This is a genomic window from Sporosarcina sp. FSL K6-2383, from assembly GCF_038618305.1.
In the GTDB taxonomy this organism is placed as follows: Bacteria; Bacillota; Bacilli; order Bacillales_A; family Planococcaceae; genus Sporosarcina.
In genome coordinates this window covers 2,435,803-2,450,346 of sequence record NZ_CP152017.1, presented here as the reverse complement: position 1 = coordinate 2,450,346, position 14,544 = coordinate 2,435,803, and the positions used below count along the sequence as shown (strand labels likewise).

The following is a 14,544-nucleotide window of genomic DNA, read 5'->3' as shown; positions in this document are numbered from 1 at the left end:
TGCAGACGGGTTTACTCATTTTGCCGTGTTTAAATACTTTTGAAATAATATCTCAGTTTTTTTATTACCAATAGCTCCCCGAATTTTGTTGATGAACGATTCAGGAACACCTGTAAACAGCCAATGGAATGAAATATCGTCTAGTAAGGGGCGGAGCGTCCTTATTTCTGTGATAGATAAATCAATTCCGTATTGTCCCGCAAGTTCTTTTACTTCCTCATCACTTCTCATTTTTACTTCAGTCAACAGTTGTGCATAATCCATTTATACACCATCTTTCTTAAAAGGTTGTTTCCTTACTCCTCATAGTATATAATTTAACAAGTGAATCGGAATGATTACGGTTATGGTGAAAGGATCGTAAAATATAATGACAACTACAATTATTCAATTGGACGATGTAAGCTTTAGTTATGAACAGTCCATTGCCCTTGATCATATTTCCCTCCAAGTGGGAGAAGGGGAATTTTGGGCACTCATTGGCCCCAACGGCTCTGGTAAATCGACGCTCATCAATATTATTCTCGGTCTACTGAAACCTGCGAGTGGGGCTGTGAAATTATTTGGTGAGGATTTGGAGTCGTTTAATCACCGCGAACGAATTGGCTATGTGTCGCAGAAATCAAATTCCTTTAACTCGGGCTTTCCGGCGACTGTACTTGAAGTAGTACGTAGTGGCTTAACACGAAAAGTTGGTCTATTTAAGAGTTTTACAAAGCAGCATGAGCGACAGGCATTAGAGGCGCTTCAAATCGTTGGCATGGAGAAATTTGCAAAACAGAATATCGGTCAATTATCCGGTGGTCAGCAGCAGCGTGTCTTTATTGCAAGGGCGCTTGCAGGTAAGCCAGATTTGCTTATTATGGATGAGCCAACAGTAGGAATTGACCAACAAAACGTTGCATCGTTCTATTCTATGCTCAATACGCTAAACCGTGAGCACGGCATTGCGATTGTCCTTGTGACACATGAAATTGATTTGGTCACTGATTTGGCGACACATGTAGCCTGCCTCAATCGGACGATTCATTTTCATGGTGTCCAAGCAGCTTATAAGAATATGGATGATCAAGATGTTTCGAGATGGTATGGTCATCCAGTTCGGCGCATTCATCAGCCTACAGCGGAGGTGGAGCAATGATTAGTGCAATTTTATCGTATGAATTTCTGCAAAATGCATTTCTTTCGGGTTTAATCATTGGTATCATTGCCCCTTTGCTTGGCTTGTTTATCGTCGTTAGGCGTTTGGCGCTTATTGCGGATGCGCTAAGTCATGTAGCGTTGGCGGGTATCGCGGGAAGTCTTTATTTGAGCCAGCAAGTACTCTTTTTTGCTGCATTGAATCCAGTGTACTTTGGGATTGCTTCTGCGGTTGGTGGCTCACTGTTGATTGAAAAATTGAGGGGGGCTTATCGTCATTATGAAGAACTCGCCATACCGGTCATTTTATCGGCGGGGATAGGACTTGGCGCGATTTTCATTTCGTTATCGAAGGGCTTCGGTTCCGATTTGATTGGTTATTTGTTTGGCTCGGTGTCAGCGGTGAGTAGACAGGATCTTGTCATTGTTATCATTATCGCAATCATTGTTATCGCTTATATTCGCTTTTTATATAAAGAGCTGTTTACCTTGTCGTTTGACCAGGATTATGCCAAAGTATCTGGTGTGAATTCGCGTTACATCCAGATGGTATTTATGATTATTACAGCGCTCGTTATAGGAGCCTCAATGCGTATTGTCGGTATTTTGCTTGTATCTTCCCTCATGACGATTCCAGTTGCAGCTGCCATGCAACTAGCGAAAAGCTTCAAAGGTGCGATGATTTATTCGATTGTTTTTGGTGAAGCCGCGGTGGTTGTAGGTCTAGTGACGGCTTATTATTTGGATATTGCTCCTGGAGGAACAATTGTCGTTACGTCTATCCTGATTTTGTTACTCGTTCTCATTTGGAATAAATTACGGGCTGGCCACAACGCTCGTATTGTGAAGGAGGGAATTGTATGACACTCGATGAGGCATGGCGCATACTGCAAGACAAGCAATTTAAGCGAACGAGAAACCGAGAAACGATTCTTCAGTTCTTCTCGGAAAATGATCGCTATCTAACGGCGGCTGAAGTGCGAAGTTTTATGGAATTAGATAATCCAGGGATTAGTTTCGACACGATTTATAGGAATCTTACAACCTTTGCAGAGCTCGGTATTCTGGAGGAAACGGATTTGACGGGGGAACGTCATTTCCGTATGCAATGTGATCCTGGTGTCCATCACCATCATTTTATCTGTACGACTTGTGGCAAGACACGCAGTATCCCGCATTGTCCGATGGAGATGATTACGGTCAACCTACCAGATTATGAGGTAGAAGGACATAAATTCGAGATTTACGGAAAGTGTCCATCATGTGTGGCGAATTAAAAACGGCGTGGCCCTCTAAAAACTAGAAGGCCACACCGTTTTTTATTTCAATACAGTTTGTTCAATAGGAAACAACTTCTTAATCCAATCATTCGCTTCCTGCCAGTTGTTGACACGAATGACACCTTCAGGAATCGGTTCCCGGTTGTACGGTGTGTCGAATAAAATAACAGGAATCTTAAGCTCTTCATGAATTTCGACTGCGTTGTCATGCTTGTCTTCAAAAAAAGCATGGACGCCAAACTTTTTCGCCGTAGCAATTTTATGATGACTACCAACAAGTTCGATGTGGTCATACGGAATTTCTTCACGTTTGAACCAATCTACCGTGGCATCCCAAACCTGTGGACCACGAGCGGAAATATAAAACAATTCAAACTGTGCATGCCAGTCATCCAATATTTTCTTAGCATAGGCTTGTGCAGGAGAAGTACTGTAAATATGCGCTTCTGCTCCCGAATACCACTGCCAAAAGATTTCTTTATCGACTGGGAAAGCCTCTGTCAAATCATACTGTGTAATATCATCAAGTACAAGATTACAGCCAAATTGTTGATTAATATGCGGTAGCAGGGAAGTAGGGCATGTCACCGTACCGTCGATATCAATTCCGAAACGGATATCTCTCATTCCGCTTTTCCTGCTTGTAGTAATAATTCTTCCTGGCGTTTCTTTTCAAAATATTCTTCAGCAAGTTTATCAATTTCAATCTTCAGTTCATCGACCATCGTTGCCTCAGGCACTTTACGAACGATTTCACCTTTCATAAAGAGCAGACCTTCGCCACGCGCCCCAGCGATGCCGATATCCGCTTCACGTGCTTCTCCTGGTCCATTGACCGCACAACCGAGCACCGCGACTTTAAGAGGTGCCTTGATATGTGAAATGTACTCTTCGACTTCGTTGGCAATGGCAATGAGGTCGATTTCAATCCGTCCACATGTTGGGCAAGAAATAAGTGTGGCCGCATTAGAAGACAGACCGAATATTTTTAGCAACTCACGTGCTACTTTGATTTCCTGAACAGGGTCTGCGCTTAACGAAACGCGCATTGTGTTACCGATACCCGCCGATAATAACGTTCCGAGACCTGCCGCGCTTTTGATGGAGCCTGCAAACAGTGTGCCAGATTCTGTAATACCTAAGTGTAATGGATAATCGAAGGCAGCTGCCGCTTTCTGATAAGCCTCTACTGCCAAATTGACATCAGATGCTTTTAGAGACACGATGATGTCATGAAAATCAAGGTCTTCTAATATTTTAATGTGGTGAAGCGCACTTTCGACCATTCCATCTGCAGTTGGATAGCCATACTTCTCTAGAATTTTTTTCTCTAGTGAACCAGCGTTTACGCCAATACGGATTGGTATGCCTTTTGCTTTTGCTGCATTGACAACTGCCTCAACCTTAGCCTGTCTACCGATATTCCCGGGATTAATACGGATTTTATCGGCTCCTTGCTCAATGGCAATAAGTGCTAACTTATAATCGAAATGAATATCGACAACAAGTGGAATGTTAATTCGTTCTTTGATAGCTCCAATTGAATAGGCAGCCCGTTCATCGGGACATGCTACGCGGACGATTTGACATCCGGCTTCTTCTAAACGCAGGATTTCTGCGACAGTTGCTTCCACATCATGTGTCTTTGTTGTCGTCATACTTTGGATGAAAAGCTCGTCACTTCCACCGATGGTTAAATTACCAACGCGGACGGGACGTGTGTTTGCTCTGTTTATCATTGGTTTCATTTATTTCTCTCCTTAAAATGTCTAGACGTAATCACTATACCTATTTTAACAACCAACATAGTAAAAAGACAAGGGACAGCCCTTATCTAATAGATTCTGTACAATTACCAGTAGGGATATGTGATAGTGGCAGGTCAATTTTATCGCCCGCAAAAAGTTGTTGGTTTTGAAGATGCGGATTGAGGGCATAAAAAGAATGTAATCTGTCTAAAAAGCTCATGTCAGGGTCTGGATAGAGTGCAAACAATGATTCAATTGTATCTCCGGCGACTATCGTTATAGGGATGGAGGTTAGTTCTAACTGTTCTTCACAGGACGCAGGCTCGTCTTCATTCACGAAAGAAGAAAGCGAGATGGTCCCTTCTACTAGATCCATTCGAATAACATGAAAGGCTATGAATAATAGTGCGGCAAGTAGTAGTGTTCTCATGGAAATTCCCCCTTCCGTCACTATATGCACGAAAAAGGGAATTATTCATTTTGCTAGCTTCGGGTAATACTTCGCAGCTGCGGCAATGTAGCCGACATGGACGAGGGATGTGATAATCATACTGTAGTCACTCATGACAGGGAAAAAATCCAGTGCGATGGTTGCAAGAATAGGTACGGTCACTGCGATAGCTGCCGTATTCCACATGAAACGATATTCTCCACGTCTTTTCATCAGTCGAAGTAGAACGATGCCGACATAGGCGAAAACACTTATGCGAAGGAAAATATACAGAGTGCTAATGACCAATTGCAAGGTGAAAGCGATTGGGTAGATGAGTCCGCCAACCAATTCACCTTGTTCTAGTAGTTCTGGTGATGACTCGAACAGCACAGCATCTCCGGCGACATAACGGATAAAAGAAATGACTGTAAATAGTGTTATGAATAAAAACACGTATTGGAATACCTTACCGATCTTTAATAAACGGAATGCAGCTAGCTTTTTCGGTTCGTGCATAGCTGCTTTAAAGATTTGGTGAAATTTCAATTGAATCAACTCCTCTATCTAGTATAGTCTACCATTTTCTTTAGAGGGAGTCGTCAGGTATAAATTCGACGGAATGATGACAAATTGTTAACGTATTGTTAAGGGAATGTAAAGATTTTCGTATTTCTATTTACATTCTGTGTGTGTTGCCGACATAATAGGTTGCTATTATACATAAAGAATTGATGGAGGTTGACTGCGTAATGGAGGTAAACTGGCAGGAAATGCTGTTCCAGTTTTTGGGTGGACTTGGAATATTCTTGTTCGCAATAAAGTATATGGGTGACGGCCTTCAAAAAGCTGCAGGTGATCGGCTACGTGCCATACTAGATCGCTTCACGACAAATCCATTTATGGGTGTGCTCGTTGGTATAATCGTGACGGTGCTTATTCAATCAAGTTCTGGAACGACTGTTATTACAGTTGGACTTGTCAGTGCGGGCTTTATGACACTGCGTCAAGCGATTGGTGTTATTATGGGTGCCAATATTGGGACAACCGTAACAGCGTTTATCATTGGACTTGATGTCGGGGCATATGCATTGCCAATCATGGCAGTGGGTGCATTCTTGATTTTCTTCATTAAAAAAAATCAAGTTAAAAATATTGGTGAAGTCATTTTCGGATTTGGTGGATTATTCCTTGGACTTGAATTGATGGGTGGAGGAATGAAACCCCTACGGGAGTTGGAAACCTTTACAGATATGATGGTTTCGATGAGTGACCAGCCGGTACTTGGGGTGGTCGTTGGTACAGTCTTTACATTGATTGTACAAAGTTCTAGTGCAACGGTTGGGATATTACAAGGGCTTTATGCTGAAAATCTTGTCGACTTGAATGGAGCCTTGCCGATTCTATTTGGTGATAATATCGGAACGACAATCACAGCTGTACTAGCGTCGATTGGCGCATCAATTGCGGCAAAACGGGCAGCTGCGGCACATGTTCTCTTCAATTTGATTGGAACAATCATATTTTTGTTCCTACTTGTTCCGTTTACAGCTTATGTTGAATGGATTTCTGGAGTTTTATCACTTGAAAATAAAATGCAAATTGCATTTGCGCATGGTTCATTTAACGTTGCTAACACGATTATTCAATTCCCGTTAATCGGAGCTTGGGCTTGGTTGGTAACCAAAATAATTCCAGGAGAAGATGTGACCATCGAATATAAGCCAAAACATTTGGACAGACACTTCATCGATCAATCACCAGCCGTTGCAATCGGCCAAGCGAAAGAAGAAATTGTTCGCATGGGTGAATTCAGTGTACAAGGGATGCAGGAGTCATTTGAATACTTGAAGACAGGCAATAAAAAACATGCTGAAAGAGCAAGTCAGATTGAGGATGCCATCAATAATCTAGATCGAAAAATTACGGATTATTTGATTGGAATTTCTTCTGCAAGTCTTTCACCGATTGAATCTGCACGTCATGTGATGCTCATGGACTCGGTACGAGATATTGAACGAATCGGAGATCATTTTGAAAACATTCTCGAACTCATCGATTTCCGCGATATTAACCGTGTAAAATTAACGGTAGATGCAATGGAAGAGCTAACAGAGATGTTTACTTTGACGATTGAAACGGTTCAAAAAGCAGTGGATTCTCTCAATCTGAATGATATGGGATTAGCGAGAACCGTCGCGGAACAAGAAGATTTAATTGATAAAATGGAACGTAAATTTAGAAAATCACATATTTTACGACTCACTGAAGGTCGTTGTAGCGTGCAATCAGGTATGGTGTTTGTCGATATCGTTTCGAATTTAGAGCGCATCGGTGACCATGCAGTAAATATCGCGGAAGCCATTTTAGGCAATAGAGGATAAGGGGATGAGTTGATGGAAATGATAGGCTGGATTGTTGCAATCGTTTTGTTCATCATTGCATTTGCAGGACTTGTGTATCCAATCATTCCATCGGCTCTGTTTTTAGTAGGCGGTTTTCTCCTTTACGGCTGGATCCATACTTTTGACGGGATGAATGTTTTCTTTTGGATCATCCAAGTATTATTCGTTATTTTGTTATTCGGTGCAGATACTTTGTCCAATTTAGTCGGTGTGAAGAAATTTGGTGGCTCGAAGGCAGGCATGTGGGGCAGTACAATTGGACTGTTGCTTGGTCCGTTCGTTATTCCCGTCGCTGGTATTTTAATCGGTCCTTTTCTAGGGGCTGTCATTGCAGAACTGATTGTTACACGCTCTGATGTGAAACAATCAATCAAAACAGGTGTCGGCTCACTCGTCGGATTTTTAACGTCAGTCGTGACAAAAGGCTTTATCATGGTTGTGATGATTGTGATTTTTATTTTCTTTGTTCGGTAAAAGTTCACAAATAGTACATTTTATTTGAACGCCATTTACAATTTTGATAATGTTGAAATGTAGGATAATTTTTTAATTCACTAGGAGGAATTGACAATGGCTTATCAACTACCTGAACTACCTTACGCATACGACGCATTAGAACCACATTTTGACAAAGAAACGATGAATATTCACCACACAAAACACCATAATGCTTATGTAACGAACTTGAACAATGCACTTGCAGGAAATGAAGAACTTCTAAGCAAGTCAATTGAAGACTTAATCGCAAACCTTGACGCTGTACCTGAAGCGGCACGTACTGCTGTCCGTAACAACGGTGGCGGTCATGCTAACCACTCACTATTCTGGGAACAACTTTCTGCTGATGGTGGTGGACAACCAACTGGCGCACTTGCTGAAGCAATTGATAAAAAATTCGGTAGCTTTGACGCATTTAAAGAAGAGTTTGCAAAAGCGGGCGCTACTCGTTTTGGATCAGGTTGGGCTTGGTTGTCATTAAATAATGGCGAGCTAGAAGTTACTTCTACGCCAAATCAAGATTCACCAATCATGGAAGGTAATACGCCACTTCTAGGACTTGATGTTTGGGAGCACGCGTACTACCTACACTACCAAAACCGTCGTCCTGACTACATTGCTGCATTTTGGAGCGTAGTAAACTGGGATGAAGTTGCAAAACGTTTCGGTAAATAATTTATCGGAAAATGTTTTAATGGAACAAAGCACAGACCTTGTACGTCAAGGTCTGTGCTTTTTCTTTTTTTGATGTTATAATTCATGATTGAAGAAGGGAGGAGATAATTTGAAAAAGCAGGTACATAAAGCTGATCAAGCTAAAATACGTCAACGAAAACATATTGCATTTCGTATGAACTTCCTATTCTTTTCAATCTTTGTACTTTTTTCAATGCTTATTTTTCGATTAGGTTATTTACAAATTGTCAAAGGGGAAGAGTATAGTCTTGAACTTGAACGGACAGAGGAGAAGTCTGTTAATACAGGGTTACCGAGAGGTAGGTTATTTGACCGTTTAGGAACTGTCATGGTGGATAATGAACCTAAAAATGCCATCACGTATACGAAAACAACTTCGACAACTGCGAGAGAAATGCATGATATTGCCAAGATATTAGCTGGCTTGATTGAGCAAGATACCAAAAGGGTAACAAAAGGTGATAAAAGAGACTTCTGGATTTTGAATAATCCCAAAAAAGCAGATGCGAAAGTATCAAAGGAAGAAGAAAAAGCTATCGCTGAAGATGGGACACCGTCGCGTACAGAAGTCCAACGTACGGTTAATCGATTGACACGTGAGCGTGTGACAGATGAGGAAATTAACTCCTTTACAGAGGACGAGCTTGAAGTGCTTGCCATATATAGAGAAATGATGTCTGGCTACGCGGACTCTCCGCAAATCGTCAAAAGTGGCAACGTCACGGAAGAAGAGTTTGCGATGGTCTCCGAACGGCTAGGAGAACCTGAGCTACAAGGCGTTAACACAACAACGGACTGGGAACGGGTAAAAAAATCGAGCAATGCAATCCTTGGTACGACAACTAGTCCAATTGAAGGGATTCCGAATTCTCGCAAAGATTATTTTTTGGCTAGAGATTATGCTAGGAATGACCGTGTCGGCAAAAGTTATTTTGAACAATATTATGAGGAACTACTAAAAGGTCAAAAAACGATAATGAAAAATATTAAAGACCGAAGTGGTCGAATTGTTGAAACTAAAACAATCAAAGAAGGAGAACCTGGCAAGGACTTGGTTCTAACGATTGATAGTGAGCTACAACTGGCTATTGAAGACATGGTATCTACAAAATTATTAGAATTGAAAGCTGGTCCAAATGCACAGGAACTAGACAGGGCATTCTTTGTGATGATGAATCCGAATAATGGTGAAATCCTATCTCTTGTTGGTAAACAAGTTGTTAAAAATAAGGATACAGGTAAACTCGAAATATTGGATTATACGTATGGAACGTTTACTTCAGCCTATGAAGCCGGATCGACCGTGAAGATGGCGACCTTGCTCACTGGCTATCAAGAAGGTGCGGCTCAAGTTGGAGAAGTTAAAATTGATGAACCGCTTAAAATTGGGGGGATTTACAAGAGATCACTTTTCAATCGATTCGGTAGAGTACGAGTAAGTGATATTGAGGCAATCGGTAAATCTTCCAATGTTTATATGTTTAGAATAGCAATCGCCATGGGAAAAGGAAATTACAGATTCGGAGAGGCTATGAGAATTGATAAAACGGCATTCGATAGATTCCGTCAATCATTCTCGTCATTTGGATTAGGAACAAAAACGGGCATTGATTTACCAGGTGAGATAGCTGGTTATCCTGGAAGGGATACGCTGACTGGATTGTTGCTAGACTTTTCCATTGGCCAGTATGATACGTATACACCTCTCCAGCTTGCGCAATATGTTTCGACGATTGCGAATGGTGGGTATCGCATCGCGCCTAAAGTATTAAAAGAAATTCGTGAGCCTTCCGAAGATGGTGAAATTTTCGGACCGTTAATTCAAGAAACAGGAGTTACGATTTTAAATCGTATTGCAAATACAGATGCGGAGATTGAACAAGTGAAGCGCGGCATGCAATATGTATATGGTCCATCGGGGACAGCAAGAAATATGTTTGTCGACAAGGACTATGACGGAGCTGGGAAAACTGGGACTGCTGAGACATTTAGTGGTGGTCATGCAACCATCAGTCTAGGTCATGTCGGTTTTGCTCCTTTTGAAAATCCGGAAATTGCCTACGCATGGGTCATTCCGCATGTATCCATAGATCCGAGTAAACCCCAATCTGGTGCACAGAATGATATCGCTAAACAAGCAGTAGACAAATATTTTGAGTTGAAGGCAAAAAGAGCTAAAGAAAATGAAGCTACCGTTACGCAACTCATTAAACAGGCAGCTAACGAAGAGGTTGAGAAGGTTGAAAAATAAAAATAGGGAAGCCACTCCATGTGGCTCCCTATTTTTATTTGACTTTAGTAATTTTCTTGGAGATTGTTTGGAAATCCATTGAGGAATTTAGTAGATACTCGCCAATCTGAATCTTGCCAGTTAGTTCTCTATCTGTAAGATAATCATCGAATGCTTTGGCATCCTGGATAATACCTAAACCTTCGAGTGAAGTAGCGACAACAGTAGATGTTGAACCACCTTCAATTATTAAAATCGATTCGACCACGTCTTCAATGACTTCAGGTTCAGCTTTTACATCAGACTTCTCAGCAGAAGATTTTGTCTGGGCAATGGCTAGCTCTTCTTTCGTTTTAGCTAGCTCACTTTTCAACTTGTTTACTTCTTCTTGAAATTGCAGCACATCCGGGTTGGAAACTTCTGGATTATCCGTAGTGAAGTATAAAATCCCTCCGGCTAAAATACAGCTAGCTCCCAGCGTGCGCAGTATATCTCGCATCATGTCGTCACACCTTTCGAATGTAAAACAGTGATGACCTCCTCATTGGATAAGGAAGAGCGCTTGGCGATTTCGTTGACGGAATAGCCTTGCGAATGAAGGGATAGGATTTGACTAATAATGATATTATGAATGGGCTTAGCTTTTGGCTGTGGAGCCATTTTTCGCTTGTTTACGGAAGTCATTGGTTGGGTGCCAATCATTAATTCTTCCTCCACAATACGTATTCTTTTTTTCAAACCGTTCGTTTCTTCATGAAGGCTGATTGAAACCTTCTCCAATTCATCTGCATGCTTGTTAGAATAATTTCCGATGAAAAAGGAAGCAATGATGCTTATAAGTCCGATTATGAGTAGGATCATTGAAATGTCCATTTCTCCACTCCTTTGTTGAATCAATTTGATTTCATTTTACCATAGACAAGTCATTTAGGAAATTTCAATCTTTCTACTAGACAAATACAGGTTATGTGATACACTTGATAAGTCGTATAAATCATGCTCATAATAAATTTTATATTCCTGATGAGTGGGAGGGACAATAATGCGCGTAAATATTACACTTGCTTGCACAGAATGCGGTGAGCGCAACTATATTTCAAAGAAAAACAAGCGTAACAATCCGGAACGTCTTGAAATGAAAAAATACTGCTCACGTGAAAAGAAACAAACTTTGCACCGTGAAACGAAATAATCGCTCAGGCCAAAACCTTCACCGGTTTTGGTTTTTTCATTGCCGTAGTCAGGACAGAAAAGCAGGTGCCGACACTTTTTTTAGTTTCAGAACCGAAAGGGGAATACTAATGACTAAAAAAGTAATAAGGAATCAAATGCTAGCGCTTATGAATAGTATGGACCGTGATGAACATAAAAGGTTATCGTTAAAAATTGTCAACCAGCTTATTCAAACAGCTGAATTCCATCATGCGAAGACGATTGGACTGACGCTCTCCCAGTTCCCTGAGGTGGATACAAGACCGCTTATTGAGGCGGCATGGCAAGCAGGCAAGAGAGTTACCGTGCCAAAATGCATAAAAGAAACCCGTGATATGAATTTTCGTCTTATCACTTCCTATACTCAACTAGAAACAGTTTATATGAACCTTTTAGAGCCGATTGTCGCTGAAACTGCAACGATTGAAAAGGAAACGATTGACTTACAAATAGTACCGGGAGTGGTATTTTCCAACGAAGGCTATCGAATTGGTTTTGGTGGTGGTTATTATGATCGCTATTTAACTGATTATAAAGGGCATAAGTTATCCCTAGCATTCGACTGTCAAATCAATGGAACAGTTCCTGTAGAAAGTCATGACATTCCGATCCATAAAATTTTTACACCAACGAGGGAAATAATTTGTCAAGAAAATGAGGTTTGAACATGAAAGATTTTTTTGGAGTCCTTCAATTGTTGAAACGTTTTGGAATATATATTTATACCGGTAATCGAAGTGACGATATCGCAATGGTGAAATCAGAAGTGAAGGATTTGTATGATAACGGACTTCTCATGCAGGAGGATTATTTACAAGCAATGCTTATCCTGCGTGAAGAGGCAGTTAAGCTGTGCAAATAGACCTGCATTTATAGTTCTTTTTTACTTTTTTACTGCCATATTGAAACTTATTGTCAATCAGACCGTCTATTATATAGTGCACTTAAAAAAGTAAATTGTAGTAATTATTTTTGAAAGGGAGAGATGGAATGAAGAATATAGTATGGCCCAAACATTCCGTACTCATCATCGCAATTATCGCAACTTGGCTTACAACGTATTTCGGCTATTTAACCAGCTTCAATATGAAAATTGATAACCTGATGCAGGAATTCATTCTTTTTTTGAATCCGCTTAGTTTCCTTTTATTTGTTTATGGCCTTGCGCTATTCATGAAGAGTACGAAAAGACGCAATATCTACTTACTATCAGTAAGTGCAATCACCTCAGTAATTATGTTTAGTAATGCAGTATTTTATAGGTTTTTTAATGATTTCATTACATTACCGGTATTATTTCAAACGAGTAACTTTGGAGATTTGTCCTCCTCGGTAACTGCTAACTTACATTTGACGGATATCTTCTTCTTTACAGATGTTCTCATTATCTATTTTGCGATTCGCTTTATTCCAGAAGGGCAACGAAGTGAACAACGTGGAAAGATTGCTAGAAAACTTTATTTTGTTGTAACAGCTACCGTGATGATGGTCAATTTAGGGCTTGCGGAAATGGAAAGACCGCAATTGTTAACACGCAGCTTTGACAGAGAACTGCTTGTGAAAAATATCGGAACATATAACTATCATATTTATGATTTATTTATCCAATCAAAATCGCATGCACAGCGTGCGCTCGCAGACGGCAGTGAATTAGTGGAAGCAGGAAACTATATTAATGCTAATTATGCTGCTCCTAATCCGGAAATGTACGGACTTGCAAAAGGACGTAATATTATTGCTGTCTCGCTTGAATCCTTGCAGTCTTTTGTTATTAATGAAGAGATGGATGGGCATGTCATTACACCATTCCTAAATGAGTTGACAAAGGATCCTGACACATTTTATTTCTCTGACTTTTACCACCAAACAGGACTTGGAAAAACATCAGATTCAGAATTTATTCTTGAAAACTCATTGTATCCTAGGAATGGTAGTGCGGTATTTTTCACACATAGTGGAAATAAGTATCAATCCATGGCGGAGCAGCTTGGAGAAGAAGGTTATTTCACAAATGTGATGCATGCTAATAACCGAAGTTTCTGGAACCGTGACATTATGTATGGTGCCCTTGGAATCGATAAGTATTATGACCTTGAAAGTTATGAAGTCGGTGAAGGGGAAGCGGTTAACTGGGGAATGAAAGATATTCCGTTTTTCAATCAATCCGTTGAGTTGATGAAAGATATGCCGCAGCCATTTTATTCAAGGTTGATTACATTAACGAATCACCACCCATTTGATTTAGATGAAGAAGATAAGCTAATTCCAGAATACACGTCAAACTCGAACACACTAAATAAATACTTCCAGGCAGTCAGGTATATGGACGAGGCGATCAAAGTTCTTTTTGAAGACTTGAAAGCAAGCGGACTCTATGACAACTCAATCATTGTTATGTATGGAGATCATTATGGTATTTCGGAGAACCATAACAAAGCAATGGGAATGTATTTAGATAAAGAAATTACTCCTTATGATAATGCGAAATTGCAACGAGTTCCTTTGTACATCCACATTCCTGGTTATGGTGAAGGGAAAACAATTGAAGAAGTGGCGGGGCAAGTAGACTTGAGACCGACGATACTTCACTTAATGGGGATTGATACAAAAGAAGATATGCAGTTAGGTTCGGATATTTTTTCTCCAGATCATGAACCGTTTGCCATTTTCCGTGACGGACGTTTTATAACGGATAAAGTTGTTTTTGCGCAAGATGTTTGCTATGACACTGCAACTGGTGAAGAACTGGACCATGAGGCATGTGACGCATTTATCGAACGAGCATCTACAGAGTTAAACTACTCAGATATGATTATTAATGGGGATTTACTCAGATTTAAGGAACAACAAGACCTTGAGAAATCCCCAATGAAAATAGGTCGACAGGCCGAATAAAGAGGTTCTG

General features: G+C 40.5%; 18 protein-coding genes. 11 read left to right on the top strand and 7 right to left on the bottom strand.

Annotation, left to right across the window (positions count from 1 at the left end):
- Window positions 1–15: 15 nt before the first annotated feature.
- Window positions 16–264, bottom strand: a complete 249-nt coding sequence (locus MKZ10_RS12115) for a hypothetical protein (RefSeq protein WP_342505206.1) — start codon at window positions 262–264, stop codon at window positions 16–18.
- Between the two features lie 106 nt (window positions 265–370).
- On the opposite strand from MKZ10_RS12115, the gene MKZ10_RS12110 reads away from it, so the two are divergent.
- From MKZ10_RS12110 to MKZ10_RS12100, 3 genes are read left to right on the top strand one after another with little or no spacing between them, the layout of a single operon-like run.
- Window positions 371–1,141 carry a metal ABC transporter ATP-binding protein gene (locus tag MKZ10_RS12110; protein ID WP_342505205.1) on the top strand — a complete coding sequence of 257 codons (771 nt, stop codon included), beginning with the start codon at window positions 371–373 and terminating at the stop codon, window positions 1,139–1,141.
- Entirely contained in the window at window positions 1,138–2,004 is an 867-nt protein-coding gene (locus MKZ10_RS12105; protein ID WP_342505204.1) for a metal ABC transporter permease, read from the top strand. Before MKZ10_RS12110 ends, MKZ10_RS12105 begins: the two co-directional genes overlap by 4 nt.
- Entirely contained in the window at window positions 2,001–2,417 is a 417-nt protein-coding gene (locus MKZ10_RS12100) for a Fur family transcriptional regulator (protein ID WP_342505203.1), read from the top strand. The genes MKZ10_RS12105 and MKZ10_RS12100 overlap by 4 nt, the downstream gene beginning before the upstream one ends.
- A gap of 42 nt (window positions 2,418–2,459) precedes the next feature.
- Here the strand turns inward: MKZ10_RS12100 and MKZ10_RS12095 are convergent, their stop codons facing one another.
- The 4 genes from MKZ10_RS12095 to MKZ10_RS12080 all read right to left on the bottom strand — a co-directional run bounded on the left by MKZ10_RS12095 (window position 2,460) and on the right by MKZ10_RS12080 (window position 5,147).
- The gene (locus MKZ10_RS12095; protein WP_342505202.1) at window positions 2,460–3,047 is read right to left on the bottom strand and encodes a hypothetical protein; all 588 of its coding nucleotides are present in this window, start codon (window positions 3,045–3,047) and stop codon (window positions 2,460–2,462) included.
- On the bottom strand, window positions 3,044–4,168 hold the full coding sequence (gene ispG / locus MKZ10_RS12090; RefSeq protein ID WP_342505201.1) for a flavodoxin-dependent (E)-4-hydroxy-3-methylbut-2-enyl-diphosphate synthase: 1,125 nt from the start codon (window positions 4,166–4,168) through the stop codon (window positions 3,044–3,046). The genes MKZ10_RS12095 and ispG overlap by 4 nt, the downstream gene beginning before the upstream one ends.
- A gap of 82 nt (window positions 4,169–4,250) precedes the next feature.
- Window positions 4,251–4,598: a hypothetical protein gene (locus MKZ10_RS12085; RefSeq protein WP_342505200.1), complete on the bottom strand. Its 348-nt coding sequence runs from the start codon at window positions 4,596–4,598 to the stop codon at window positions 4,251–4,253.
- 45 nt (window positions 4,599–4,643) lie between these two features.
- Window positions 4,644–5,147, bottom strand: coding sequence for a DUF1189 family protein (locus MKZ10_RS12080; protein ID WP_342505199.1), 504 nt, complete (start codon window positions 5,145–5,147; stop codon window positions 4,644–4,646).
- Window positions 5,148–5,350: 203 nt separating this feature from the next.
- On the opposite strand from MKZ10_RS12080, the gene MKZ10_RS12075 reads away from it, so the two are divergent.
- The 4 genes from MKZ10_RS12075 to MKZ10_RS12060 all read left to right on the top strand — a co-directional run bounded on the left by MKZ10_RS12075 (window position 5,351) and on the right by MKZ10_RS12060 (window position 10,448).
- Window positions 5,351–6,982 (top strand): Na/Pi cotransporter family protein, encoded by a 1,632-nt coding sequence (locus MKZ10_RS12075; protein ID WP_342505198.1) that lies wholly within the window; start codon window positions 5,351–5,353, stop codon window positions 6,980–6,982.
- A 12-nt stretch (window positions 6,983–6,994) separates the two neighbouring features.
- Entirely contained in the window at window positions 6,995–7,477 is a 483-nt protein-coding gene (locus tag MKZ10_RS12070) for a DUF456 domain-containing protein (RefSeq protein WP_342505197.1), read from the top strand.
- A gap of 96 nt (window positions 7,478–7,573) precedes the next feature.
- Window positions 7,574–8,176, top strand: a complete 603-nt coding sequence (locus MKZ10_RS12065; protein ID WP_342505196.1) for a superoxide dismutase — start codon at window positions 7,574–7,576, stop codon at window positions 8,174–8,176.
- Window positions 8,177–8,285: 109 nt separating this feature from the next.
- Window positions 8,286–10,448 (top strand): penicillin-binding protein 2, encoded by a 2,163-nt coding sequence (locus MKZ10_RS12060; RefSeq protein WP_342505195.1) that lies wholly within the window; start codon window positions 8,286–8,288, stop codon window positions 10,446–10,448.
- Between the two features lie 34 nt (window positions 10,449–10,482).
- Here MKZ10_RS12060 and MKZ10_RS12055 read toward each other — a convergent pair whose 3' ends face one another.
- Entirely contained in the window at window positions 10,483–10,929 is a 447-nt protein-coding gene (locus tag MKZ10_RS12055; RefSeq protein WP_342505194.1) for a hypothetical protein, read from the bottom strand.
- Window positions 10,926–11,300, bottom strand: coding sequence for a hypothetical protein (locus MKZ10_RS12050; RefSeq protein ID WP_342505193.1), 375 nt, complete (start codon window positions 11,298–11,300; stop codon window positions 10,926–10,928). Before MKZ10_RS12050 ends, MKZ10_RS12055 begins: the two co-directional genes overlap by 4 nt.
- Before the next feature lie 169 nt (window positions 11,301–11,469).
- Between MKZ10_RS12050 and rpmG the strand changes: the two genes are divergently transcribed.
- From rpmG to MKZ10_RS12030, 4 genes are all read left to right on the top strand, one after another.
- Window positions 11,470–11,619, top strand: a complete 150-nt coding sequence (rpmG, locus tag MKZ10_RS12045) for a 50S ribosomal protein L33 (RefSeq protein WP_067403526.1) — start codon at window positions 11,470–11,472, stop codon at window positions 11,617–11,619.
- Between the two features lie 109 nt (window positions 11,620–11,728).
- Window positions 11,729–12,304: a 5-formyltetrahydrofolate cyclo-ligase gene (locus MKZ10_RS12040; RefSeq protein ID WP_342505192.1), complete on the top strand. Its 576-nt coding sequence runs from the start codon at window positions 11,729–11,731 to the stop codon at window positions 12,302–12,304.
- A 2-nt stretch (window positions 12,305–12,306) separates the two neighbouring features.
- The gene (locus MKZ10_RS12035) at window positions 12,307–12,501 is read left to right on the top strand and encodes a YqgQ family protein (protein ID WP_342505191.1); all 195 of its coding nucleotides are present in this window, start codon (window positions 12,307–12,309) and stop codon (window positions 12,499–12,501) included.
- 128 nt (window positions 12,502–12,629) lie between these two features.
- On the top strand, window positions 12,630–14,534 hold the full coding sequence (locus MKZ10_RS12030) for an LTA synthase family protein (RefSeq protein WP_342505190.1): 1,905 nt from the start codon (window positions 12,630–12,632) through the stop codon (window positions 14,532–14,534).
- Window positions 14,535–14,544 lie beyond the last annotated feature (10 nt).